The sequence below is a fragment of the Streptomyces sp. RK9 genome (assembly GCF_045070545.1).
Taxonomy (GTDB): Bacteria; Actinomycetota; Actinomycetes; order Streptomycetales; family Streptomycetaceae; genus Streptomyces; species Streptomyces alboflavus.
Genome location: NZ_CP173704.1, coordinates 1,941,670 through 1,965,040, shown reverse-complemented (window position 1 = coordinate 1,965,040; position 23,371 = coordinate 1,941,670). Strand labels below are relative to the sequence as shown.

17 protein-coding genes are annotated in these 23,371 nt (G+C 73.2%); 5 read left to right on the top strand and 12 right to left on the bottom strand.

Annotated elements, in window-relative coordinates:
* Nucleotides 1–47: 47 nt before the first annotated feature.
* Both AB6L24_RS29125 and AB6L24_RS29120 read left to right on the top strand, forming a co-directional pair.
* On the top strand, nucleotides 48–1,385 hold the full coding sequence (locus AB6L24_RS29125) for a PspC domain-containing protein (protein WP_405660065.1): 1,338 nt from the start codon (nucleotides 48–50) through the stop codon (nucleotides 1,383–1,385).
* Entirely contained in the window at nucleotides 1,372–1,662 is a 291-nt protein-coding gene (locus AB6L24_RS29120; protein WP_405660063.1) for a hypothetical protein, read from the top strand. Before AB6L24_RS29125 ends, AB6L24_RS29120 begins: the two co-directional genes overlap by 14 nt.
* Here AB6L24_RS29120 and AB6L24_RS29115 read toward each other — a convergent pair.
* From AB6L24_RS29115 to AB6L24_RS29105, 3 genes are all read right to left on the bottom strand, one after another.
* Nucleotides 1,659–2,186: a DoxX family protein gene (locus AB6L24_RS29115; RefSeq protein ID WP_030361444.1), complete on the bottom strand. Its 528-nt coding sequence runs from the start codon at nucleotides 2,184–2,186 to the stop codon at nucleotides 1,659–1,661. The two genes, AB6L24_RS29120 and AB6L24_RS29115, sit on opposite strands and share 4 nt — an antisense overlap.
* A 244-nt stretch (nucleotides 2,187–2,430) precedes the next feature.
* Complete coding sequence (locus AB6L24_RS29110) at nucleotides 2,431–3,696, bottom strand: hypothetical protein (protein ID WP_405660059.1); 1,266 nt, start codon at nucleotides 3,694–3,696, stop codon at nucleotides 2,431–2,433.
* 220 nt (nucleotides 3,697–3,916) lie between these two features.
* Entirely contained in the window at nucleotides 3,917–4,702 is a 786-nt protein-coding gene (locus AB6L24_RS29105) for a class II aldolase/adducin family protein (protein ID WP_405660058.1), read from the bottom strand.
* A gap of 211 nt (nucleotides 4,703–4,913) precedes the next feature.
* On the opposite strand from AB6L24_RS29105, the gene AB6L24_RS29100 reads away from it, so the two are divergent.
* A complete protein-coding gene (locus tag AB6L24_RS29100) occupies nucleotides 4,914–5,393 on the top strand; it encodes a pyridoxamine 5'-phosphate oxidase family protein (protein WP_405660055.1) in 480 nt (159 codons plus the stop codon).
* Nucleotides 5,394–5,479: 86 nt separating this feature from the next.
* Here the strand turns inward: AB6L24_RS29100 and guaA are convergent, their stop codons facing one another.
* A complete protein-coding gene (gene guaA / locus AB6L24_RS29095; protein WP_030361440.1) occupies nucleotides 5,480–7,084 on the bottom strand; it encodes a glutamine-hydrolyzing GMP synthase in 1,605 nt (534 codons plus the stop codon).
* Between the two features lie 415 nt (nucleotides 7,085–7,499).
* Between guaA and AB6L24_RS29090 the strand changes: the two genes are divergently transcribed.
* Complete coding sequence (locus AB6L24_RS29090; RefSeq protein WP_405660051.1) at nucleotides 7,500–7,802, top strand: chorismate mutase; 303 nt, start codon at nucleotides 7,500–7,502, stop codon at nucleotides 7,800–7,802.
* 905 nt (nucleotides 7,803–8,707) lie between these two features.
* On the opposite strand, the gene AB6L24_RS29085 is transcribed toward AB6L24_RS29090, so the two are convergent.
* Nucleotides 8,708–9,580 (bottom strand): hypothetical protein, encoded by an 873-nt coding sequence (locus AB6L24_RS29085; protein WP_405660049.1) that lies wholly within the window; start codon nucleotides 9,578–9,580, stop codon nucleotides 8,708–8,710.
* Nucleotides 9,581–9,835: 255 nt separating this feature from the next.
* Nucleotides 9,836–10,231: a hypothetical protein gene (locus tag AB6L24_RS29080; RefSeq protein ID WP_405660046.1), complete on the bottom strand. Its 396-nt coding sequence runs from the start codon at nucleotides 10,229–10,231 to the stop codon at nucleotides 9,836–9,838.
* Nucleotides 10,232–10,511: 280 nt separating this feature from the next.
* Between AB6L24_RS29080 and AB6L24_RS29075 the strand changes: the two genes are divergently transcribed.
* The gene (locus AB6L24_RS29075) at nucleotides 10,512–11,696 is read left to right on the top strand and encodes a hypothetical protein (RefSeq protein WP_405660043.1); all 1,185 of its coding nucleotides are present in this window, start codon (nucleotides 10,512–10,514) and stop codon (nucleotides 11,694–11,696) included.
* A gap of 127 nt (nucleotides 11,697–11,823) precedes the next feature.
* Here the strand turns inward: AB6L24_RS29075 and AB6L24_RS29070 are convergent, their stop codons facing one another.
* The 6 genes from AB6L24_RS29070 to AB6L24_RS29045 all read right to left on the bottom strand — a co-directional run bounded on the left by AB6L24_RS29070 (nucleotide 11,824) and on the right by AB6L24_RS29045 (nucleotide 23,261).
* A complete protein-coding gene (locus tag AB6L24_RS29070; RefSeq protein WP_405660040.1) occupies nucleotides 11,824–13,668 on the bottom strand; it encodes a GMC family oxidoreductase N-terminal domain-containing protein in 1,845 nt (614 codons plus the stop codon).
* Between the two features lie 57 nt (nucleotides 13,669–13,725).
* Nucleotides 13,726–15,342 carry a succinic semialdehyde dehydrogenase gene (locus tag AB6L24_RS29065; RefSeq protein WP_405660038.1) on the bottom strand — a complete coding sequence of 539 codons (1,617 nt, stop codon included), beginning with the start codon at nucleotides 15,340–15,342 and terminating at the stop codon, nucleotides 13,726–13,728.
* 170 nt (nucleotides 15,343–15,512) lie between these two features.
* On the bottom strand, nucleotides 15,513–17,207 hold the full coding sequence (locus AB6L24_RS29060; RefSeq protein ID WP_405660035.1) for a serine/threonine-protein kinase: 1,695 nt from the start codon (nucleotides 17,205–17,207) through the stop codon (nucleotides 15,513–15,515).
* Nucleotides 17,208–17,398: 191 nt separating this feature from the next.
* Nucleotides 17,399–19,213 (bottom strand): serine/threonine-protein kinase, encoded by a 1,815-nt coding sequence (locus AB6L24_RS29055; protein WP_405660032.1) that lies wholly within the window; start codon nucleotides 19,211–19,213, stop codon nucleotides 17,399–17,401.
* Nucleotides 19,214–19,373: 160 nt separating this feature from the next.
* A complete protein-coding gene (locus AB6L24_RS29050; protein WP_405660029.1) occupies nucleotides 19,374–21,353 on the bottom strand; it encodes a protein kinase domain-containing protein in 1,980 nt (659 codons plus the stop codon).
* Between the two features lie 156 nt (nucleotides 21,354–21,509).
* Complete coding sequence (locus tag AB6L24_RS29045) at nucleotides 21,510–23,261, bottom strand: protein kinase domain-containing protein (RefSeq protein WP_405663402.1); 1,752 nt, start codon at nucleotides 23,259–23,261, stop codon at nucleotides 21,510–21,512.
* Between the last annotated feature and the right edge of the window lie 110 nt (nucleotides 23,262–23,371).

Genomic DNA, 23,371 nt, shown 5'->3' with positions numbered 1-23,371 from the left:
GGTTGTCCCGGCTGCCGCGGCGGGTGCCTGGCCGTCACCATGGACTCATGACAGATCAGCAGCCCGCGTCGGGCCCGTCGGCTCCGCCGCACGAGACCGCCACCGCCACGGCCACGGAGCCGGGCGGTCCGGAGGCCGTGCGCGAGCCCAAGCTCCGCCGCGACCGCCGGCACCGCAAGTTGGGCGGCGTGTGCGCGGGCCTCGGGCGGCACTGCCAGATGGACCCGGTGATCTTCCGCATCGGCCTCGCGGTGCTAGCGATCACGAGCGGCCTCGGCCTGGTCTTCTACGGCTTCGCGTGGCTGTTCGTGCCGTACGACGACGAGGAGGAGAACGACGCCCGCCGCCTCCTGACCGGCCGCGTCGACGGCCATGCGCTGACAGCCGTGCTGTTCGCCCTGGTGGGCTGCGGCGTGTTCCTGACCCTGCTGAACAACAGCGACGCGCTGACCTTCGCCGCCGTCCTCGCCCTGCTGCTCGCGGGCGCGGGGTATTGGTCGCAGCACCGCGGCGCCCCCGACCCCGACCCGGTGGCGGTCCAGGCCGTGGCCGACGCGCCGCCCGAGACCCTGGCCCCGCCGGTGGCGGGCGGCCCGTCCTGGTGGCGCGACCCCCTGACGAAGGGGACCGGGCCGGAGGGCATGCCGAAGTACTTCTGGGGCCCGGACCCGGTCGCGGTGGAGTATCAGCCGGACGCCCCGCACTCCCCCGCGGGCCGGCGCACCCCCGCCCCCGAGCCGACCGGCCCGCGCGGGCCGCGCTGGCTCGGCGGCTGGGTGTTCCTCGCCGCCGTGGTCGCGGCCTGCCTCGGCTCGTCCCTGACCTGGGAGGACCAGCCGCTCGGCACCAGCCTGCAGACGGGCCTCGCCTGCGCGCTCGCCGTCCTCGGACTCGGCATCGCGATCAGCTCCTTCCTCGGGCGCACGGGCGCGGGCTCGATCGTCCTCGCGGTGATCACCGCGGGCCTGGTCGCCGGAGCCTCCGCCCTGCCGAAGAACATCACCACGGACTGGATACGCACGGACTGGCGTCCGGCCGCCACGGCGGACGTCCGTCCGCACTACGAGATGGGCACAGGCGTGGGCACGCTGGACCTGAGCCGGATCGACCTCGGCAAGGACCAGACGGTGAGCACGAGCGCGGAAGTCGGCGCGGGCCGCCTGAAGGTGATCGTGCCGAGCGACGCCGAGGTGCGACTGCGGGCCGAGGTGGGTGTCGGCGACATCCAGTTGCCGGACGACAAGAGCAAGGACGTGGACGTGGAGCCGGGCAAGGAGAAGTCGGCGACCCTGGCCCCGCCGCGGGGCGCGAAGGACGGCGGCACGATCGAGCTGCGGCTCGAAGTCGGCGTCGGACAGGTGGAGGTGGCACGTGCTGCGTCATGAGTTCCAGCCCGGCAGGCTGGTGGCGGGCTTCTTCCTGGCGGCGGCCGGCCTGGTGTACGCGGGCGACGCGGGCGGGCTGTGGGACACCCCGTGGTTCGCGATGATCCCGATCGTGGTGGGAGGTCTGTTCCTCGCGGCGGCGACGGCGGCCGTGGCCCATGGCATACGCAAGGCCCGGCGGCCCCGCACGAAGGGCCCGGCGGCCACCGGCACCCCGGCGAGCCCCGAGGACAAGGCCCCGACCAGCGGCTCGGGTGCGCCCTCGGACAGGCCCTAGCCCAGCCCCAGCCCTCTGGAGCTGCGGCGCTCGGCGAGCCACGCGTCGACGGAGAGGTAGGACGCCCCGGCGAGGATCAGAGGCAGCCAGGCCATCAGGTACGGGAGGTCGTTGCCGTAGTAGTAGGGCTCTTCGTGCCAGCTCATCGTGAGCCAGAGGCTGAGGGAGATCAGGGCGCCGCCGAGCGCGGCGAGCCGGGCGAAGAAGCCGATCAGGATGCCGATGCCGACGGCGAGTTCACCGAAGGCGATGGCGTAGCCGAAGCCGACGGGGCTCTTCAGGGCCAGGTCGACGAGTTCGGGGAAGGCGGCGAGGTCGCGGACACCGCGCATGGTCTCGCCGATGGACCCGACGCCCTTCGACTTCATGAAGGCACTGTCGGTGATCTTGTCCAGGCCGGCGTAGATGAAGGTGACGCCGAGGAAGACCCGTAGGGGGAGCAGGGCGTATCGGGTGGCGTTGTCGCGCCAGTCGTTCCGCCTGGCATAGCCGCTGTGGCTGTCCGTGCGCATGCCGTGAGCCATCGTGTCCGCCGCCTCTCCCGCGCCTCGGCCGTTGCCCCGTCAACTGACCATACGTACGAAGGGGAGCGGCTGCTCAGTGGCGTGCGGCGGATTCCTCGACGGCTTCCGGGAGACCGTGCGGGGAGCGCGGTTCCGGGGCACTCGGGAGGGGGATGTGGATGCGTCCATTCGGAGCGGTCCGGGCGGCCGGGCGGAGTGTGCGGGGAGCGGTGCGGCGCGGTGCGGGGGTGCTGGCGCGGGCCGGTCAGTCGGTGACGTCGATGGTGCAGCGGTTGGTCTCGACACCCGCGGCGGTGATCACTTGGACGTCGACGCGGCCGGGCTCGACGTCGACGGGCACGGGGACGGTCAGGACGGCGTCCGTGGGGTTGGTGAAGCCGCCGGGGACGGGGACGAGGGGCACATGGACGTGGACGGTGCCGATGCGGACGGCCATCCGGGCAAGGCGGTCGGCGCTGCCCGCGCCGGGCGGGACGAATCCCGCGCCGCGGATCTCGATGTCGTCGCCGGTACGGATCGGGGCGTCCAGGTCGCCCGCCTCACGGGAGCGGACGACGGAGAGGATGACGGGCCTGCCGCCTTCGGCGTACTTGCCGGCCAGGTATGTCGCGGCGGACACGAGGACGAGCAGGGCGAGGCCCCACGGCAGGTCGGGCAGTTGCTCGGGGCGGCGGGCGAGCCGGACGGCGACGAAGACGACGGCGACGGCGCTGACGAGGACGTACTGGACGTCGGCGAAGTGGCCGCGGCCCGCGTCGTCGGTGAGCAGGTCGGCGGCGCGCGGCCGGTCGGCGCGCACCTTCTGGAGCCGCTGGCCGAGGACGCGCAGGCCGACGACGCGGCGTACGAGCACGGCGACGCCGCAGACGACGGCGAGGACCGTCACCAGGCCCGCGGCGCGGGCGAGCTGGAGGCCGTCGACGAGGTCCTCGCGCGCGCCGTGGCCGGATGCGGCGGCGAGCTCACCCGCGAGGACGAGCACGGCGAAGACGACGAACAGCACCCAGCAGGCGGCCACCGCGCGCGAGGTGGAGAGCCGGTTGTCCTCCCCGATGACGGGGGCGATGACGCCGCCGCGGGCGCGGTGCAGATACGCGGCGCCGCTCAGGACCACGGCGACGACGGCCGCGGCCAGCAGCCCGGCCGTGCGGGCCGTGGTCCAGCCCGTGCCGACGGCGGTGAGGGCCTGGACGAGCAGCAGGACCAGGACGCCGACCCAGACGACGGCGAGCGTGCGCGGCCACAGCCGGGTGAGCCAGGCCTGGCCCTCGGCCCGACCGCGTTCGGCGACGGTCCGCGCGGACTGGGTCAGCTCGTCCGACACCCACTGGCGGGAGGCGCCCGCGGAGTGGACGACGGCCGCGGGCACACCGTGCCCGGCCGCCAGCTCGTCGCGCTTGGCGAGGAACGCGGCCACGGCGCGCCGATGCCCCTCGCGCGCCCCGTGCGGGGAGTCGCCGCACGCGCAGCCACCCCCGTGCGCCCCCTGCCTGGCTTCCTGGACCGCCACCGCGTACGCCGCCTTCCCCACCCTTGACCGAAGTCACCGCGGGACGCGCGTCCGGATCTTCGTTCGGTCGCGTGTCCGTGAACTTCCTTGCGGTGTCTGGGAATTGTGCCGCACGGACGCCTGTGCGTGTTCCGCGGGTCAGGTCAGCGCGGGTGGTCCGGCGGTGCGCCGGTTGACGCGGCGCGCGGGCGGGCACGCGTGTGCGGGCGGCGGGGCCGGGTCAGGCGAGCAGGTCGGGCTCGGCGCGGGTGACGTCCTGCCACAGGGGCTGGTAGTTGATCCAGGCCACGAGGTCGCCGCCGAGTTGTTCGCGGGTCTCGACGGCCTGCTTGTGCCCGATGAGGACGGGGCGTCCGGCGGCGCGGGCGGCGAGCTGGATCTGGCAGGAGCGCTCCATGGAGATGAACCACCAGGCGGCGGCGTCGACGGAGCCGCCGACGGTGAGCAGCCCGTGGTTGCGCAGGATGAGGGCCTTGTGGTCGCCGAGCGCGGCGGCGATGAGGCGCCCTTCCCCGGCGTCGACGGTGACGCCGGTGTAGGCGTCGTACAGGGCGTGGCTCTCGTAGAAGGCGCAGGACTCCTGGGTGAGGGGGTCGAGGAGTTCGCCGAGCGCGGCCAGGGCGCGGCCGTACGTGGAGTGGCAGTGCGCGACGGCGACGGCGTCGGGGCGGGCGCGGTGGACCTGCGCGTGCACGGTGAAGGCGGCCTGGTTGACGTGGTGGCGGCCCTCGACGACCTGGCCGTCGGCGTTGGCGAGGACGAGGTCGCCGACGGTGATGTGCCGGAAGGGCATGCCGAAGGGATTCACCCAGAAGCAGTCGTCGTACTCGGGGTCGCGCGCGGTGATGTGCCCCGACACCCCGTCCTCGTAGCCGAGGCGGCCGAAGATCCTGAGGGCGGCGGCGAGCCGTTCCTTGCGGTGGCGCCGTTCGTCCTCGGGCGTCTCGTGCGCCGGCGGCATCGCGAACTGCAACCGCTCGACGGGTATGGGTGTGGGCGCCTGCATGTGTCCTCCGTCCCTGGCCGTACGGAGCGGAAGTTACCGCCGGTCAGCGCAGGACAACAGGGGTCTCCTGTGAAGGGAGTCTGGAGCCGGGCCGGGAGGGCGGCGCGGGAAGGGGGCGGGAGACGCCACGGGGACGCGGGACGACGCGGGATTCGGAGACGGCGCGCGAATGAGGACAGTACGTGTCGGGTTGGGGCGGGAGACTCGGCACATGACTTTCAACTGGGCGGCCTTCGTGGCCGCGGAGCCCGAGCTTGCGACGACCGTCGAGGACCGCTTCGGACAGTTCACTCACCACGTGCTCGCGACGCTGCGCAAGGACGGGTCGCCGCGTACGACGGGTCTCGAAGTGCGTTTCCTGAACGGGGAGTTGTGGCTCGGGATGATGCCGAACTCGTTGAAGGCACTGGATCTGCGGCGCGATCCGCGGTTCGCGCTGCAGGCGAATCCGGGGCCGGGCACGGAGATGGCGGGCGGCGACGTGCGGATCGCGGGGCGTGCGGTCGAGGTGCGGGACCCGGAGACGGTCGCGCTGTACGTGGACGAGGTGGAGCCACCGGACCCGCTGGAGTTCCACCTGTTCCGTACGGAGCTGACGGAGGTCGTGCGGACGTACATCGAGGAGGAGAAGTACATGGCGGTGGAGCTGTGGAAGCCGGGGCAGCCGCTGAAGAAGACCAGGCGGACGTGAGCACGCCGGTGCCGCCGCCCGGATCGTGGGCGGCGGCACCGGCGTTCAGGCCGAGAAGGCCGAGGAAGCCTGCGGGGCCGTGGGGGCTACTCCCACTCGATGGTGCCCGGCGGCTTGCTCGTCACGTCGAGGACGACGCGGTTGACGTCGGCGACCTCGTTGGTGATGCGGGTGGAGATCTTCGCGAGCACGTCGTACGGCAGGCGGGACCAGTCGGCCGTCATGGCGTCCTCGGAGGAGACCGGGCGCAGCACGATCGGGTGGCCGTAGGTGCGGCCGTCGCCCTGGACGCCGACGGAGCGGACGTCGGCGAGCAGCACGACCGGGCACTGCCAGATCTCGCGGTCGAGCCCGGCCGCGGTCAGCTCCTCGCGGGCGATGGCGTCGGCCTCGCGCAGCAGGTCGAGGCGCTCGCGGGTGACCTCGCCGACGATGCGGATGCCGAGGCCGGGGCCCGGGAAGGGCTGGCGCTGGACGATCTCGTCGGGCAGGCCGAGCTCCTGGCCGACCATGCGCACCTCGTCCTTGAAGAGCTTGCGCAGCGGCTCGATGAGCTGGAACTCGAGGTCCTCGGGGAGGCCGCCCACGTTGTGGTGGGACTTGATGTTGGCGGTGCCGGTGCCGCCACCGGACTCGACCACGTCGGGGTAGAGCGTGCCCTGGACGAGGAACTCGACGGGCTGGTCCCCGGGGGCCTCCGCGACGATCTCGGCCTGGGCCTGCTCGAAGACGCGGATGAACTCGCGGCCGATGATCTTCCGCTTCTCCTCGGGGTCGGACACCCCGGCGAGCGCGGAGAGGAACCGCTCCTGCGCGTCGACGACCTTCAGCTGGACGCCGGTCGCCGCCACGAAGTCCTTCTCGACCTGCTCGGTCTCGCCCTGGCGCATCAGGCCGTGGTCGACGTACACGCAGGTCAGCTGGGAGCCGATGGCCTTCTGGACGAGGGCCGCGGCGACCGCGGAGTCGACGCCGCCGGACAGGCCGCAGATGGCGCGCTTGGTGCCGACCTGGGCCTGGATCGCGGCGACCTGCTCGTCGATGACGTTGCCGGTGGTCCAGGACGGGGTCAGGCCCGCGCCGCGGTACAGGAAGTGCTCCAGGACCTGCTGGCCGTGCGTGGAGTGCATGACCTCGGGGTGGTACTGCACGCCGTACAGCTTCTTCTCGTCGTTCTCGAAGGCCGCGACCGGGACGACGTCGGTGGACGCCGTGACGGCGAAGCCCTCGGGGGCGGCGCTGCACGCGTCGCCGTGCGACATCCACACGGACTGCTCGTCCGGGGTGCCCTCGAAGAGGGTCGAGCCGGACTTGGAGACGTGCAGGGGGGTGCGGCCGTACTCGCGGGCGCCGGTGTTGTCGACCGTGCCGCCGAGGGTCGTCGCCATCAGCTGGAAGCCGTAGCACATGCCGAAGACGGGGACGCCGGCCTCGAAGAGGGCACGGTCCACCGACGGGGCCTGCTCGGCGTACACCGAGGACGGGCCGCCGGAGAGGATGATCGCCGCGGGGTTCTTGGCGAGCATCTCGGCAACCGGCATGGTGCTCGGCACGATCTCGCTGTAGACCCGGGCCTCGCGGACGCGGCGGGCGATGAGCTGGGCGTACTGCGCTCCGAAGTCGACGACCAGGACGGTGTCGGGGGCGGCGGGGGGCGCTACTGGCACGGTTTGCCTTCCGGCGGTGAGCATGAGGGTGTGTGCGTCGATTCTAACGGGGGGACGGGGGGTGGGCGTCTGGTGTGGTTGTTCGCCCCCTCCGCCCCTTCCCGTCCCGTCTCTGGGGCTGCGCCCCAGGCCCCCGGCCCCCAGCCCCCAGTCCTCCGCCTGTCGCGCTTCGCGCTCGTCCTCGAGCGCCGGACGGGCTGTACCAGGCCTGGGCGGGGTGGACGTCAGGGGACGCGTGCGTACACTGGGGCGCATGTTCACGCACTCGACCTTCGTCTTTACCTATGGCATCCGGCTCGCCGGCTGCCATGGTCGAGCTGCTTGACGTAACGCCAAGCGACTTCCCAGGCGCCCCGGGCCGACAAGGCCCGGGGCGTTCTGTTGTTTCCGGGCACTGCCGCCCCGGGGCCCCGCGATCCGACCGAGGAGCCCCACCACCATGAACGCCGCCACTCCCGCCACCACCCCCGCCGAGCAGACCGGCGCCCGCACCCCCGAGGCCGCCGAGCTGATCGGCGGTGCCCGCGAGCGCATCGACGCCCTCGACGACCGGATCATCGGGCTCGTCCAGGAACGGATGGCCGTCTCCGCCGTCATCCAGGAGGCCCGCATCAGCTCCGGCGGGCGCCGCGTGAACCTCTCCCGCGAGATGGAGGTCCTCAGCCACTACAGGGACGCCCTCGGCAAGCCCGGCACCCAGCTCGCCATGACGCTCCTGGAGCTGTGCCGGGGCCGCGTCTGAGTCCCGCCGGGGGCCTCCCCGCCCCGTAGAAGCCCCTGTCGAAGCCCTCGTCGAAGCCCCGTCGGAAAGCGGAACCACTGCGCCACGGACCTGAGTTCGGATCCCTTCTCACCCGTACGGCGCGTGACCGGTTCCCGACGGGCTTCGTTGGTCCCGATGTCCGTGCCAGCCAGGGGCGGGCCGCAAGAACCACGCGTGGCTCCGCTGGAGCGATGAGGCGTACGCGACTCGTGTACGCCGTGGGACCTCGCTCCAGAGAAGTGACCGGACGGCAGGGGACAGCAGCCCGGTCACCCAGGGAACGGTCGGCTCCGGGGACGCCCGGAGCCGGTCGGCCCCCGTCCCCTTCCGGCACCGCCCCGTCCCGTTTCCCCCTCCGTTCCCGCCTCGTCCCGACCTCGTCCCGGCCCCGCCCCCATGGCGTTCCCGTCCCGTTCTCGGGCCGCCCCCGTTCCGTTCTCGTTCCGTTTCCCGCTCCGTCTTTCCGAGCCGTCTCGGCGGCCCCGCACCCTCCGCTTCCGCAGCGCACCCTTGGAACGCTTTTCGGCCAGCCTCGTCGGCCCGTGCCAATCCGGCCTTGTGCCCCAAGATGTCGTCGAAACAGTTGCGCGGAGAACCGGCCATCCTCCACGATGCGTAGAGGGAGAGGGGCTCCGGGCCCCGCTTTCCACAACTCCATTGCCATTGGTCTACACCAGCCGCGCGCCCCTGGTGCGCCGGGTCGGCCACCGGCTCATTCGACCAGCGGCGCACTCCCCCGGCGCCGCACCGAGGCACCGACGCTGCCCTGACGTCGGTGCTGACAGCCAAGGGCCCCGCGGATCCGTCCCGCGGGGCCCTTCGCTCTTCCACCGAACCGGCAGCCGAAAGCCCGCCGCACCCGGTCCGGCGCCCAGCAGCCGCCCCTAGCCCACCTTGTCCAGCTGCGCGTCCACGACCGCCGACGGCACCCGGGGCTCCTCGTCCGCCTTGTCCGAGCCGGGCAGGTCCGTGCCGCCGCCGTCCTTGCGGGACTCGTCCTCGCCCGCCACGGACTCCGGGTCGTAGTAGTTCCGCGCGGCGAAGGACACCAGCGTCGAGCCGTCCCGCACCACGACGACCGCGTGCCGCTTCACGAGCTGCTCCTGACGACTGCCGATCTTGTACGCGACCGACTCGTCACCCTTGTCCGGCGCGGCCTGGGGCGCGACTCCGCTGTAGCGCACACCCCCCGCACGGAACGCGCCGCACTCCTTCGACTTCACCGCCGACCGCACGTCCCGCAGCGCCTTCCGCGCGCTGTCCGGGCTGTCGTAAGCGAACAGCTCGACGTCCGTCGTCGCCAGGTCGTCGCGGACGCTCTTCGGCGCCACCGCGCGGCCCGCGTGGGCCTTGGCCTTCGGCGGGGTGGCGGCGGCCACCATGTCCGAGAGGGGGCGGCAGGCGGCCGGGGTCGCCGCGGCGCCGTCCGACGCGGCCTCCAGCTTCGACCGCTCCCGGGGCGTCACCTCGTACCGCTTCAGGGCCGCCCGCTTCAGGTCGCCCGCGGCGATGACCTTCGCCTTCAGCTTCCTGGCCGCAGGAGACGTGTCCGCGGAACCGTCGGCGCCGGAACCGCCCCCGTCCCCCGCGCCGCCCGCACCGCCGCCCGGGCCCTTCGGCTTCGCCTGCGACGTCGACGACTTGCCGCCGTCGCGGTCGCCGCGCCCGCCCCCGTCGCCGCCACCGCACGCGGCGGTCAGACCCAGAGCGGCCGCGACCGAGACGGCCACCACGACACGCGACACAGCTGACTTCACGTTCCGTTCCCCCAGATTCCTGGCGTACCCCGCGCACCTCACGCCGCGCGCACGCCTCGCACGTCCATGCGGAGTCACCCGCACCCCTTCTACGACTGAAGATCGACGCGCGCGGTTCCCTGGAACGCCCGGTCAGCCGTGTGACGCGTACACGATCTACGTCACACCCGGAGCGGGCCGCCCGCCCCGAAGGGCGCCCCCCAGGCCCACCGACACCGGAACCGGCGAGTCACCGCCACCCCCGGAACCCCCGCCTCACTGCCAGGGCCAGAACCGATACGGGCTCAGGACCGCGATCGCCAGGATCATGCAGCCGCCGACGATCACCACGCTCCGCACCTGCCGCCACCGCTCGGACCGCTCCGGACGGCCCCCGCCACGGCCCGTGGGCGCGGCGCGCCACTCGTCGGGGCGCCACGGCTGCGCGGACTCCTCCCTGCGCTTGCGCCGCTTGCGGCCGACGACGCCCTCGGCCTCCTTCCGCGCCGCCTCCTCGTCCAGGCGACGCAGCCGCTCGGCGACCATGCGCGCCCGCGCGGACGGCTCCTTCGGTGCGGACGCCCGGATCTCGCGTTCGCTGTCCTGCTCGAACCGGCGCCACACCTCGTCGGGTATGGACGACTCGCCGTCGGGCTCACGCGGCGACTGCACGGACACTGTGCCCCCCAAAGAATCCATTCCAGAGCGTGCTTCATCTCGCTTGCAAACGGGGGAAGTTCTACGACACCGCGCCGCGGCCGCACAAGCCGGAGCCCTGGCCGGGTCCCGAACTTGTGACCTACGCCACATAAGAATTCTGTGAGTTCCAGGACAACCATTCCCGGTCCACGCAGGTCATCCATGCGTAACAACGGCCACTTCCGCGCCCCGCCGCGGAGGCCTCCACCTCCGTACCGCGCGGGCGCGGTGCGCCGGACTCTCTGAGGTCTTCATGAAGCTTCGCCGTGCTCTGGCCGCCGCGGCCGCGACGGCCGTGATCGCCCCGGTCGCACTGCTCTCGGCACCGGCCGCGTTCGCAACTGGGGACGCGAACACCACGCCGTCCGCGAGCGCGGGCGAGACGCCCCCTGCGGAGTCCCCCGGCCCGGAGGACCCGGCGAAGCCCGGCGACGACACGAAGCCCGGCGACGGCGACAGCAAGCCCGAGGACCCGACGAAGCCCGAGGACCCGGCCGAGCCCGGCGACGACACCAAGCCCGAGGACCCCGTCAAGCCGGGTGACGACACCAAGCCGGGCGACGGCGACACGAAGCCCGGTGACGACACGAAGCCCGGCGACGGCGACACCGACCCCGGTGACGACACCGACCCCGGTGACGACACCGACCCCGGCGAGGACACCACCGGGCCCGGCGACGAGACCACGCCCACCGACGAGCCCACCGAGTGCGCCGTCGACGAGGAGACCGGCGAGGACGCCGAGAACCAGCTGGAGCTCAAGCTCAAGGGCCTGCCCGGCAAGATCGTCGCGGGCAGCGGCTGGCACGAGTTCAAGCTGATCGCGGCCAACCCCAGCGACGAGGACCTCGGCAAGGTCCGCTGGCTGGCCGCCGCGGACAACTTCTCGGAGAGCGAGGACGAGAAGGACTGGCTGAGCAGCTACACGCGGATCCAGTTCTACGACCCCGAGGCCAAGGGCTGGAAGTCGATCGTCGACGAGGTCGAGAGCGGCGTCACCTTCGGCACGACGACGCTCGCCGCCAAGGAGCAGGTCGAGATCAGGCTGCGCCTGAACATCAACAAGAAGGCCCCGGCGGGCGACGGCTACGCGTTCGGCCTCGGCGGCTACGTGGACTCCGAGCTGAACTGCGAGCACAACGCGTTCGCGTTCTTCGACTTCACCGTCCTGAAGCCCGGCAGCGACAACGAGCACCCCGGTGAGGCCATCCCGAGGCCGGGCGTCACCGAGCCGCCGGTCAACCGGGAGCCGCAGGGCGGCCGCGCAGACGAGGTGAAGAAGACGGTCGCGGAGATCCCGCCGACCGGCAGCCTCGCCCAGACCGGCTCCAGCTCCGTCCTTCCCACCATCGGCCTCGTCGGCGGCATCGCCGTCGTCGCGGGCGCCGGCGCGGTGTACGTCGTACGCCGCCGCTCGAACTCGGACGCCGCCGTGTAGGCGACGTACCGCGAGACGCGAAGGACCTGCACTCGGAGGGGGGTGCAGGTCCTTTCGCGCGTCCGCGCGGGTTTCGTCGGGTACACGGCCGGGGGTACTCGGCCGGCTTCCCGCGTCCGTACGCCGCCTATTTCTTCTTCGGCACCTCGGGCACGCCGAGGAACGGCAGCCGCAGCGCGCCGAAGGCGTGGGCCGGGACCGCCGGGGCCTTCGGCTCGACCGGCGCGAGCCGCGCGTACGCGGCGCCCTGGGCCGGACGCGGGTCCGCCTCGCCCTTGTTGGGCCAGAACGACATGGCGCGCTCGGCCTGCGCGGTGATCGTGAGCGAGGGGTTCACGCCGAGGTTCGCGGAGACGGCGGCGCCGTCGACCACGGAGATGCCGGGGTGGCCGTACAGCCGGTGGTAGGGGTCGATGACGCCGGTGTCGGCGCCGTCGCCGATCGGGCAGCCGCCGAGGAAGTGCGCGGTCAGCGGGGTGCCCATCAGCTCGCCGACGTTGGAGCCGGGGAAGCCGTTGATCTCCTCGGCGATGAGGGACGCGGCGCGGGTGGCCTCGGGGATCTGGTCCGGGTTGGGCGCGCCGTGGCCCTGCCGCGCGGTCAGCAGGCCCTTGCCGATGCCCTTCTCCTTGCGGTACGTGGTCAGCGAGTTGTCGAGGGTCTGCATGACCAGCCCGATGATGGTGCGCTCCGACCAGCGGTAGTTGGACAGGGAGCGCACGGTCAGGAGCGGGTGGCGCGCGGTGTTGGCGAGCCATCCGGCGACGCGCGCCTTGCCGCCCTTCACCGTGTACGGGACCTGGAGCAGCGTCATGCCGCCCATCGCGTTGGACTTCCGGCCGTAGCGGACGGGCTCGATGTGGGTCGTGGCGTTCGGGTGGATGGACGAGGTGATGGCCACGCCCTTGGTGAAGTCGGCCTTGCCGTCCGCGCCCGCGAGGCCGCCGTGGCGCTTGCGGTAGCGGCGGTCCGTCGTCTGGGCGCCCACCAGGGCCTCGGAGTTGGTGCGGGTGAGGTCGCCGAGACGCCCTGATATGCGGGGCAGCATATGGCTGTCCTTCATGCGGTGCAGGAGCGTCTGGGTGCCGTACGTCCCGGCGGCGAGGACGACGTGGCGGGCGCGGAAGGTGCGGCCCCTGCCCTTGCGTTTGTTGTCGGTGGGCAGCGTGCCCACGGCGTAGCCGCCGCGCGAGTCCTCGGTGAGCGCCACGACGGACGTCATCGGGTGGATGACGGCTCCGGCCTTCTCGGCGAGGTAGAGGTAGTTCTCGTTGAGGGTGTTCTTCGCGCCGTGGCGGCAGCCCGTCATGCACTCGCCGCACTCGGTGCAGGCGCGCCTGGCGGGTCCGGCGCCGCCGAAGTAGGGGTCGGGAACTTCCTTGCCCGGCTCGGCCGTTGACTCACCGGTGGCGTCCCGTCCGTCACCGAAGAAGACGCCGACCGGCGCCATGTGGAAGCTGTCGCCCACTCCCATGGCCTGCGCGGCGGCCTTGAGATGGACGTCGGAGGGGGTGGTCGTGGGGTTGAGCCGCACGCCGAGCATCCGCTTGGCCTGCTCGTAGTACGGACGCAGCTCGTCCTGCCAGTCCGTGATGTCCTTCCACTGCGGATCGTCGAAGAACGCCGCAGGCGGTACGTAGAGCGTGTTCGCGTAGTTCAGCGATCCGCCGCCCACGCCCGCGCCCGCCAGGACCATCACATTGCCGAGCAGATGGATGCGCTGGATGCCGTAGAGGCCGAGCGCCGGGGCCCAGAGGTAGTTCTTGATGTCCCAGGAGTTCTTGGGCAGTTGCGCGCGCGTGAAGCGGCGGCCCGCCTCCAGGACGCCGACGCGGTAGCCCTTCTCCGTGAGCCGCAGGGCGGACACGGATCCGCCGAAGCCGGAGCCTATGACGATGACGTCGTAGTCGTAGCCGTCGTCGGCCCCGCTGACCTCGCTGTCCTCGCGCTGGACAGAGTTCTCCTGTGGCACTGGCTCTCCTTGAATCCGCGGGCAGTCCGTGGCTGGTCGCGCAGTTCCCCGCGCCGCTCAGCGCAAGCGCAACGCCTTCATGAGCTTCAGGCTCGTCGTCATGAACGCCGCGTGCTTCTCGTCGGTCATGCCGAAGGACGGGGCGAGCGGGATGAGTCGCTGGTGGGCGACGGTCTGTGCCTCGGTGTACTTGAGGATGCCCTCGGAGCCGTGGCGGCGGCCGAGGCCCGAGTCCTTCATGCCGCCCATCGGGGACTGCACGCTGCCGTAGGCGGGCGCGAAGCCCTCGTTGACGTTGACGGTGCCGGTGCGCAGGCGGGCGGCGAGGGCGCGGCCGCGCCTGCCGTCCTTCGTCCAGACCGAGGAGTTCAGACCGTAGGAGGTGGAGTTGGCGAGTTCGACGGCCTCGTTCTCGTCGGTGAAGCGGTAGAGCGAGACGACCGGGCCGAAGGTCTCCTCCGTGCACACCGCCATGGGCGACTCGACGCCGTCCAGGATGGTCGGCTCGTAGAAGTAGGGGCCGATGTCGGGCCGGGCCACGCCGCCCGCGACGAGCGTGGCGCCCTTGGCGACGGCCTCGTCCACGTGCCGCCGGGTGGCCTCCAGCTGCCGCTCGCCGACGAGGGAGCCCATCTCGGCCCCGTACGCGAGCGACCGGCCGAGGCGCATCGCCCTGGTCTTCGCCGCGAACCGCTCGACGAAGGCGTCGGCGACGGCCTCGTGGACGTACAACCGCTCGATGGAGATGCACAGTTGACCGGCGGACGAGAAGCAGGCGCGGACCGCGCCCGCGGCGGCCTTCTCCACGTCGGCGTCGTGCAGGACCAGCATGGCGTTCTTGCCGCCGAGTTCGAGGGAGACGCCGACGAGGCGGGCGGCGGCGCCGGTGGCGACCTCGCGGCCGGTGCGGGTGGAGCCGGTGAAGGACACGTAGTCGGCGCGCGCGACGATCTCCGGACCGACGACGGGGCCCTCGCCGAGGACGACCTGGAACACCTCGGCCGGGAGGCCCGCCTCGATGATCAGGTCCCGGGCCCAGAGCGCCGTCAGGGCGGTCTCGGTGTCGGGCTTCATGACCAGCGCGTTGCCCGCGACGAGGGCGGGCAGGGCGTCGCCGATGGACAGTTCGAGGGGGTAGTTCCAGGGGGCGATCTGGCCGACGACACCGCGCGGCTGGCGCAGTTCGGTGACCTTGGTGAGGGTCGGCACGACGCCGGTGTGGCGCTTGGGGTTGAGGTAGGCGCCGGCGCGGCGGCCGTAGTGGCGGGCCGCGACGACGACGGCCTGGATCTCCTCGTGCGCGTGCAGGCGCGCCTTGCCGGTCTCCAGCTGGATGAGGTCGAGGGCCTCCGCCTGACGCTCGAGCACGAGGTCGTGGAAGCGCAGCAGCACGGCGGCGCGCTGTCGCACCGGCGTGCGCGCCCACGCGACCTGCGCCGCGCGCGCCCGCTCGAAGGCGGTGGCCACGTCCTCGGGGGTGGACTCGGGCAGGTCGGCCAGCTTCTCGCCGGTGAACGGCGTGTGGTTGGCCGTCCGGCCCGAGCCGATCACATCACGGGTGAGCTGGGCGACCAGCTCCGGCGTGACCACGTCGGCGGCGGTGCGTGCGCCGCTGGGGGCCGGGGCGACCGGGTTCGTACCGAGGGGCGTGGCGGGGGCCTGCGAGTCCGTCATGACGGTGAGCGTATGCCTGAGCGGACTCTTTGGGTACCCATGGGTAACGAGCTTTCACCGAGCACGCACACGTGGTCGCGGGCCGCTTCGTTCGCTGCCAGTGCCTGCTGGCGACAAAGGTGCTGATCAGGGCGTTCCCCGGGCGCGAACGGGCAACTCCGCAGCGGGTGTCAGCCCTTCACCGCGTCCTTGCCGACCTTGAGCCGCGCCCGCACGCCCTTGAACAGTTCGGTGCCCTCCTTCTCCTCCGCCGTGCCCTTCGGCATGTCCACGCGCAGCTCGTAGAACTCCTGGTCGGCCGTGATGATCATGAGCTGGAGGCAGCGGATCGGGGTGGTCATGGAGTCGTCGTCGTACGTGGTGTCGGCGATCGCCGCGTCGTGGCCGCGGTGGGACGTCTTCGTGTAGTTCGTCCTGGCGCCGTTGTCCGAGTCGTGCCAGGTCTCGGCCGCCTGACGGGCCCAGGTGAGGGCGGGCGTCGAACCGCCGTCCTCCTTGGTCAGACGCACCGTGACGTCGCTGTTCTCGTCCTCGGCGTAGATCACGAGCCGGGACCCCGTCCGCTGCCGGTCGTCGTCGCCGTCCTCGCGCACGACGACCTTGTAGCGCGCGGGCACGGGCATCTCGGCGACGAGCGCCCGCTCCGGGCGGACCTTCCACCGGGGCGCGGGGGCAGCGGACCCGCGGGCTCCGGGCTCCCCGCCCTCCGACCCCTTCGTACGCTCGGCGCGCGTCTCCCCGGAGCCGCCGCCCGCAGAACCCATCGACGTGCCGAGCCACACCCCGCCACCGACCAGCAGCGCGCCGACCACCCCGGCGGCGACCAGGGCGGGCGTGCGCCGCCCCCCGGCGCGCCCCCGGCCCGCGCCCGCGCCCGAACCCACATCCGTCACCACGCCCGGCCCCGCCCCGGGGCCGACACCCCCACCGGCGCCCCCACCCCCCGCGCCCCCGCGAGAAAGCCGCACCGTCCCCACGTCGTCCGACAACTCCCGCATCCCCGAAGGGTCCTGCGCCACCACCGTCCCGAACGGCTCCGGCAGCGGCCGCCCCTCCGCCACCGCCTCCAGAGCCGCCGCCACCTCCCCCGCGCCGGGCCGAAACCCGGGATCGCGGGACAGCAACCGCGATATGAGCGGGGCCAGCTCGCCCGCCCGCGCCGGCTCCGGCACGTCCGCGGAGAGCACCGCCGCGAGCGTGGACTCAAGGGTCGTACGCCGGAACGGGGACCAGCCCTCCACCGCCGCGAACAGCAGCACCCCGAGCGACCACAGGTCGGACGCGGGCTCCGCCCCGTGCCCCGCCATCCGCTCCGGCGCGATGAACTCCAGGGACCCCACGAACTCGCCGCTGACGGTGAGTGATTCCTCGCCCTGCACCCGCGCGATGCCGAAGTCCGTGAGGACGACCCGGCCGTGCGCGCCGAGCAGCACGTTCGCGGGCTTCACATCGCGGTGCACGATGCCCTGGGCGTGCGCCGCGGCGAGCGCGCCGACGAGTGCGAGGCCGATGCGGGCCGACTCGGCGGGCGGCAGCGCCCCGCGCTTCAGGACCTCGTGCAGGGACTCGCCCCGGACCAGCTCCATGACGATCCACGGCCGTCCGTCGTCGACGACCACGTCGTGGATCGACACCGCTGCGGGGTGGTCGACCGACGCGGCGGCGCGCGCCTCGCGCCGCAGCCGGGTGTACGCGCGCCGTGCCGCCTCGTCGTGCGGATCACCGGGAAGCCGCGGCTCCTTGACCGCTACCTCCCGCCCGACCAGCTCGTCGACGGCACGCCAGACCGTTCCCATGCCCCCGGATCCGATGCGTTCGGCGAGCCGGTAGCGGCCCCCGAGCACGCGTCCCCCGTCAGCACTCATGTCAGACGTCAGCACCCATCTCAGGCGTCAGCACTCGTCTCGGGCGTCAGCACTCGTCTCACGCGTCAGCACTCGTCTCGGGCGTCATCACTCGTCTCGGGCGTCATCACTCGTCTCGGGCGTCATCACTCGTCTCGGGCGTCAGCACTCGTCTCGGGCGTCATCACTCGTGTCCGGCGGCAGCACTCGTCTCAGGGCTTCGCGATCTCCAGGCCCTCGATCGCCTTCTTCGCGACCTCGCGCCCCCGCTCGGTGAAGTCGCTCTTGGCCGGGTAGTCGATCCACAGCTTGTACATGTCGCCCGCCGAGGTCCGGTAGTAGAAGACCTGGGCCTCGCGCGGGTAGACGACCCCGGACACCTTGTTGGTGTACGGGATCAGGTTCTCGGCCGACTGCTTGCCCTCGTAGTCGCCCTGCGTCGTCTTCTTGCCGGACCCCACGCCGTCCGACGGGCTCAGCGAACCGAGCACCGTGCTGCCGTTCTCCAGGTCCTTCATGTCCTCGTACGCCTCGGCCATCGACGTGCCCGCGATGTACTTGAGGTCGTCCTCGGACTTCTTGCTGAGCTGCAGCGACACGAAGAGGCTGCCGCTCTGGTCCGTGTACGTGACCCAGTGCTCCTTGGGCGTCTCGCCCCCGTCGCTGGTCCTGCGGTAGCCCTCGGGCACGGACAGCGTCGCGCCCAGCGACTTCGCCTCGTGCTGCGTCCACTTCCCCGCGTCCGCGTCGTCGCCGAACGGCTTCACGGCGAGGACCACGGCGGCGGCCACCGCGAGGACGACGACACCGCCGACGGCCGCGAGCGCCTTGCGGCCGAGGAAGACGCCCTTGCCGCGGTCCGGCGCCGGAGCCGCGGCGTCCGCGTGACCCGCCGTCACGAACCGCGTCGCGGGCAGCTGCGGGGGCTGCGGCGGCTTGACGGCCTCCTCCAGCATGGCCCTGACCTGGGCGGCGCTCGGGCGGTGGGCGGGTTCCTTGTGCAGCAGGCCGTTGATGGCGTCGGCGAGCGGGCCCTGCGCGGACGCGGGCGCGGCGGGCGTGGCGTTGAGGACGGACTGGAGCGTGGCGGGCGTGTTGTTGCGGCGGAACGGCGAGACGCCCTCGGTCGCCGCGTACAGGACGACACCCAGCGACCACAGGTCGGACGCCGGTCCGGGGCGCTGCCCGAGGACGCGCTCCGGGGCGATGAACTCCGGCGAACCGACGAAGCCGCCGGTGTCCGTCAGGTTCGTCTCGCCCTCGATCTGGGCGATGCCGAAGTCGGTGAGGACGACGCGGTCGTGCCCGCCGATCATCACGTTGTCCGGCTTCACGTCGCGGTGCAGGACGCCCGCCGCGTGCGCGGCCTCCAGGGCGCCGAGCACCTCGAGGCCGACCCGGGCCGCGTCACGGGCGCCGAGCGTGCCCTCGTCGCGCAGCGCGGCGCCGAGCGAGCGGCCCCGCACGAACTCCATCACGATCCACGGCTGACCGTCCTCGACGACGACGTCGTGGACGTTGACCACGGCCGGGTGGTCGAGGCGGGCCGCGGCGCGGGCCTCGCGGCGCATCCGCTCGAAGGCGTTGGCGCGCTCCCGCTCCGGCAGATGGTCCGGAACCCGCGGCTCCTTGACGGCGACCTCGCGGTCCACCGTCTCGTCCTTGGCCCGCCACACCGTGCCCATGCCGCCGTGGCCGAGCTTGGAGAGCAGCCGGTAGCGCCCGCCGATCAGACGGCCGGAACCGGGCTCGGCCCGGGTCGCCTCCGTGGCCCGGGCGTCCGGCACGGAATGGCCGTGGTGGCCGGGCTGTGCGGGCTGACCGGGCTGGCCGTGCTGTGCGGGCTGCGAGCCCTGTGCGGCCGGCGCGGGCGCCTCGGGGCGCGGCTGGTTCGGCACCACCTGGGTGGGCTGGGCGTACGGATTGGGGTACGGCTCGCCGCCACCTTGCTGCGGGGGCTGCGGTGGCTGCAGGCCGTAGCTGGTGGTCTCGTTCGGGCCGTGAGAGGCTCCCCCGTCGTTACTCATGCCCCCATGAGTACCGTGCGGGGTACCTCGGGTTCCAGCCAGGGTCCCCAGTTGTGACCGGGGTGATGCACGATCCGGGAACTTCGGCGACGTACGAGCGGAAAGGCGCACGTAACGGCGCGTCCGAGCCGGACTCCCACCCCTCGCACGCCCCTGACCGTCACCGCCGCACGAACGTGTCCACCGCCGTGTCGAAGTGCCGCCGCCCCTCCCGCGCCTGGGCCGTCGGCGCCGACACCCACACGTCGTACCTCCGGCCGCCCTCCTGCCAGCACAGGTCGTACGTGCGCCGGGCGCCCGCCTCGCCGCCGGAGCCGTCCCGGGTGTACTGCCACAGCGCGGCGGGGCGGCCGTTGCGGGTGGTCGCGGTGACCTCGGCGTCGCGGTAACCGGGGTGGTCGCGGGGGCCGTCGGCGTCGGCGCGGCGCTGCGCGGCGAGCGGGCCGCCGGGGACGGGGTCGGCCGCCTCGATGCCGATGCGGACGGCGCCGCCCGGCGAGACGTAGAAGGTGCGCGGGCCTTCCGTGCGGCGGGCGTAGCCCTGGGGGACGGCGAGGGCGAAGCCGCGCGGGTCCTTGGCGAGGCGGTAGCCAGCGGGGGCGTCGGGGGTGGAGGGGGACACCGTGTCCGGGGTCTTGGTGACCGTCGACGTCGCCGTGGGGCGCGGGCCGCCGGAGTCCGTCGGGGTGTCGGGCGACGCCGAACTGGGCGGCGCGTTCCGGCCGCCGTCCCCGTCGGCGTCCTGCCCGAGCAGCAGCGTCGCGGCCGACACGGCGCCGCCCGCCACGGCCGCGACCAGGGCGGCGGCGATCAGCATGATGCGGTTCTGGCGGCGGCGCGCGGGGGCGGACAGGGGCGCGGCGGGATCGTCCGGGTGCCGGGGGCGTGCGGGCGGCGGCTGTGCGTGCGGGGTCCCTGGCGGGTGGCGGCCGGGGAGCAGGGAGAGGAGGGGGCGGCGCCCCGACGTGGGCCCCGCGCGCCCTGAGCGCCAGGAGCGGCCCGAGCCCCACGTACGGCCCGCACCGCCGGAACGGCCTGCTGAACGACCCGAGCGGTCCTCCGAGCGCCCGTCCGACCGGCCCTCTGTCCGGCCCTCCGCCCGGCCCTCCGTCCGGCCCTCCGTCCGGCCCTCCGTCCGGCCCTCCGCCCGGCCCTCCGCCCGCCCCTGTGACCGCCCTGACGACCTCCCGGGCGCACGCCCCGGCACACGGCCCCGCGCACGCCCCGACAACCGCCCCCGTGCGGCGGCGAGTACGGGACGCCGAGCACCCGCCCCCGCGCCCGGCATCCCCGGCAGCCCCGGCATGACCCCGGTGTCGACGTACGCGCGCAGCAGCCGCTCCGCCCCGGCCGCGTCCAGGCGCCGCTCCGGGTCGCGTTCGAGGAGGCCGAGGACGAGCGGAGCGATCGGCTCCGCCGCGGGCGGCGGGCGTATCTCGTCGAAGACGACGGCGTGCAGCACCCCGCCGATCGAGTCGCGCCGGAACGGCGACTCCCCGCTGACCACGGCCACGAGCAGCGCGCCGAGGGACCACAGGTCGGACGCGGGCCCGGTGCGCTCGCCCGACATGCGCTCCGGCGCGGTGTACTCCGGCGAGCCCACGAACGACCCGTTCTCCGTGAGCGTCGTCGCCCCGCTGACCTGCGCGATGCCGAAGTCCGTGAGCACGACCCTGCCGGTCGCCTCCTCCAGGAGCACGTTGGCGGGCTTCAGGTCGCGGTGCAGGACGCCCGCGGCGTGCGCGACGCCGAGGGCGCCGAGCAGGTCGAGGCCGATGCGGGCGGCGGCCTGCGGGCCGAGCGGGCCCGATCTGCCGATGCGCAGGGCCAGCGTGGGGCCCTCGATCAACTCCATGACCAGATAGGGGCGTTCGTCGTGGACGACGACGTCGTGCACGACGATGATGTGCGGATGCCGCAGCTGCGCGACGGCACGCGCCTCGCGCAGGGTGCGCTCGCGCTGCCGCGCGGCCTCTTCGGCGGAGAGCGTCTCGTCGAGCGGGATCTCCTTGACCGCGACGCGACGGCCGAGGAGCTGGTCGGTCGCGCGCCACACGACACCCATGCCGCCCTGGCCCACCCGCACCTCGAGGCGGTAGCGGCCGGCGATCACACGGGTGCTGTCACCCAGGCTCCCCATGCGGCCATCATGCCCCAGAGGTGTGGTCACGGACCCTTTCAGCGTGGACAAGGGCCAGTTCAGGCCGCATCCCCAGGAGTTCGGGCCAAGGCCTTCTGCGGGCGGGTCGTGTCCCCCCGCGACAAGCGGGCTGTGTCCCCCGGCGAGCGGGCCGGGTCAGTCGCGCCAGCCGCGCAGCACCGCGTCGAACTGCTGCCGGGTCTTGTTCCAGTTCGCCTCCGGCGCCGACATGTAGATCACGTACTCGGTGCCCGTGCGGCTGACGTAGCTCTGCGAGATGGCGCGCCGCGGGCCCTTGGTGGTGTCGCTCGCGCCCGCCGTCCAGCTGAACTCCCAGAGGGCGCCGGGCCGGTCGCGGAAGGTGTTGGAGTTGAGGTGCAGCCGCCGGTACTCGGGCAGCCTCTTCAACTGCTTCTCCAGGTCGAGCTGGTGGGCGTACGGACTGTCGAAGTCGGGGTCGGGGTCGACGCTGATGCGCACGAAGTGGCGGCCGTCGTCCGGGGTGTAGTCGATCTGGGTGCCGTCCACCTGCCGCTCCCAGCCCTTGGGCAGCATGAGGCTGAAGCCCTCCGCGTCGTGCACGCGCACCCAGCTCTCGGGGATCGCGCCGACGACCTCACCGGCCTTGTCGCCCTTGCCCTTCCCGTCCTTGCCCTCGCCGCCGCCGTCGCCGCCACCGAGGTACAGATAGCCGGCCACCGCGCCCCCGCCGACCGCCGCGGCCGCCGCGATCGGCACGAGGGCCCGGAGCAGGCGCCGCCGCCCTGGCCCTGTGGGCGTGGCGCCCGTGTCGTACGGGCCGTGGGCGCCGTACGAGGGGGGCGTGCCGTACGAGGTCGGCGCGGCGTGCGTCTGCGAAGTGCCGTACGGGGACGGTGTGGCGCGGCCGGACGGATCGGCGGCCTGCCCCGGCGGCGGCCCGCCCGGACCTACGTGGCCGGAATGCGCCGCTCCAGGGGCCGGGGTGGACGAGGGCGGGGTGTGCGCCCCGGGGAGGGACGCGGGAGGCACGGCGGACGGGTGGTGCGGGGGCGCGGGGGCTGTCAGCTCCTCCTGCACCGTCGTCGGCACGTACGCCTGCGCCGCCCCCGGACGCCGTCCCTCCGCCGCCTCCGCGAGCATCTGCTCCGCCTCGGCCGCGTCCGGCCGCGCGTCCGGATCCTTGGCCAGGAGCGCGGAGATGACGGGCCCGAGCGGCCCCGCGTACCGCGCCGGATCGGGCTCCTCCGTCACCACGGCCTGCATCGTGCCGAGCGGCGACGTGCGCCGGAACGGCGAGTTCCCCTCGACCGCCGTGTACAGGGTCGCGCCGAGCGCCCACAGGTCGGCGGCGGGGCCGGGGTTGGCGCCGCTGACCCGCTCGGGCGCCAGATAGTCGACGGAGCCGACGACCTCGCCGGTGCGCGTGATCGTCGAGTCGCCCTCGATCGAGGCGATCCCGAAGTCGGTGAGCAGCACCCGGCCGTCCTCGGAGAGCAGGACGTTGCCCGGCTTGATGTCGCGGTGCAGGACCCCGGCGCCGTGCGCGGCGCGCAGCGCCCGCAGGACCCACAGGCCGACGCGGGCGGCCTCGCGGGGCTCGATGCGGCCCCGCTCCTTGACGGCGTCGGCGAGCGAGTGGCCCTCGACCAGCTCCATCACGATCCAGGGCCGGTCGTCGTACTCCAGGACGTCGTGGACCGTGACGACCGCCGAGTGGTTGATCTGGGCCTGGGCGCGCGCCTCGGTCTGCGTCCGGGTGAGCAGCACCTCGCGGTCGGCCTCCTGCACCCACTGGGCCGCCGTCAGTTCCTTGACGGCGACGACGCGGTGCAGCACCTCGTCCCGCGCACGCCACACGCGGCCCATGCCACCACTGCCGATGGACTCGCCGAGCCGGTAGCGGCCGGCGAGGAGCAGGCCCTGCATCTGATTCACGTTCCCCCGCAGTTGGTCTTGACAGGGCCAGGTTCCTGAGGTTTGCCAGAGCCCAGGTTAAGGAGGGGGGCGCGCACAGGGAACGGGAGGGGGTCATCGGA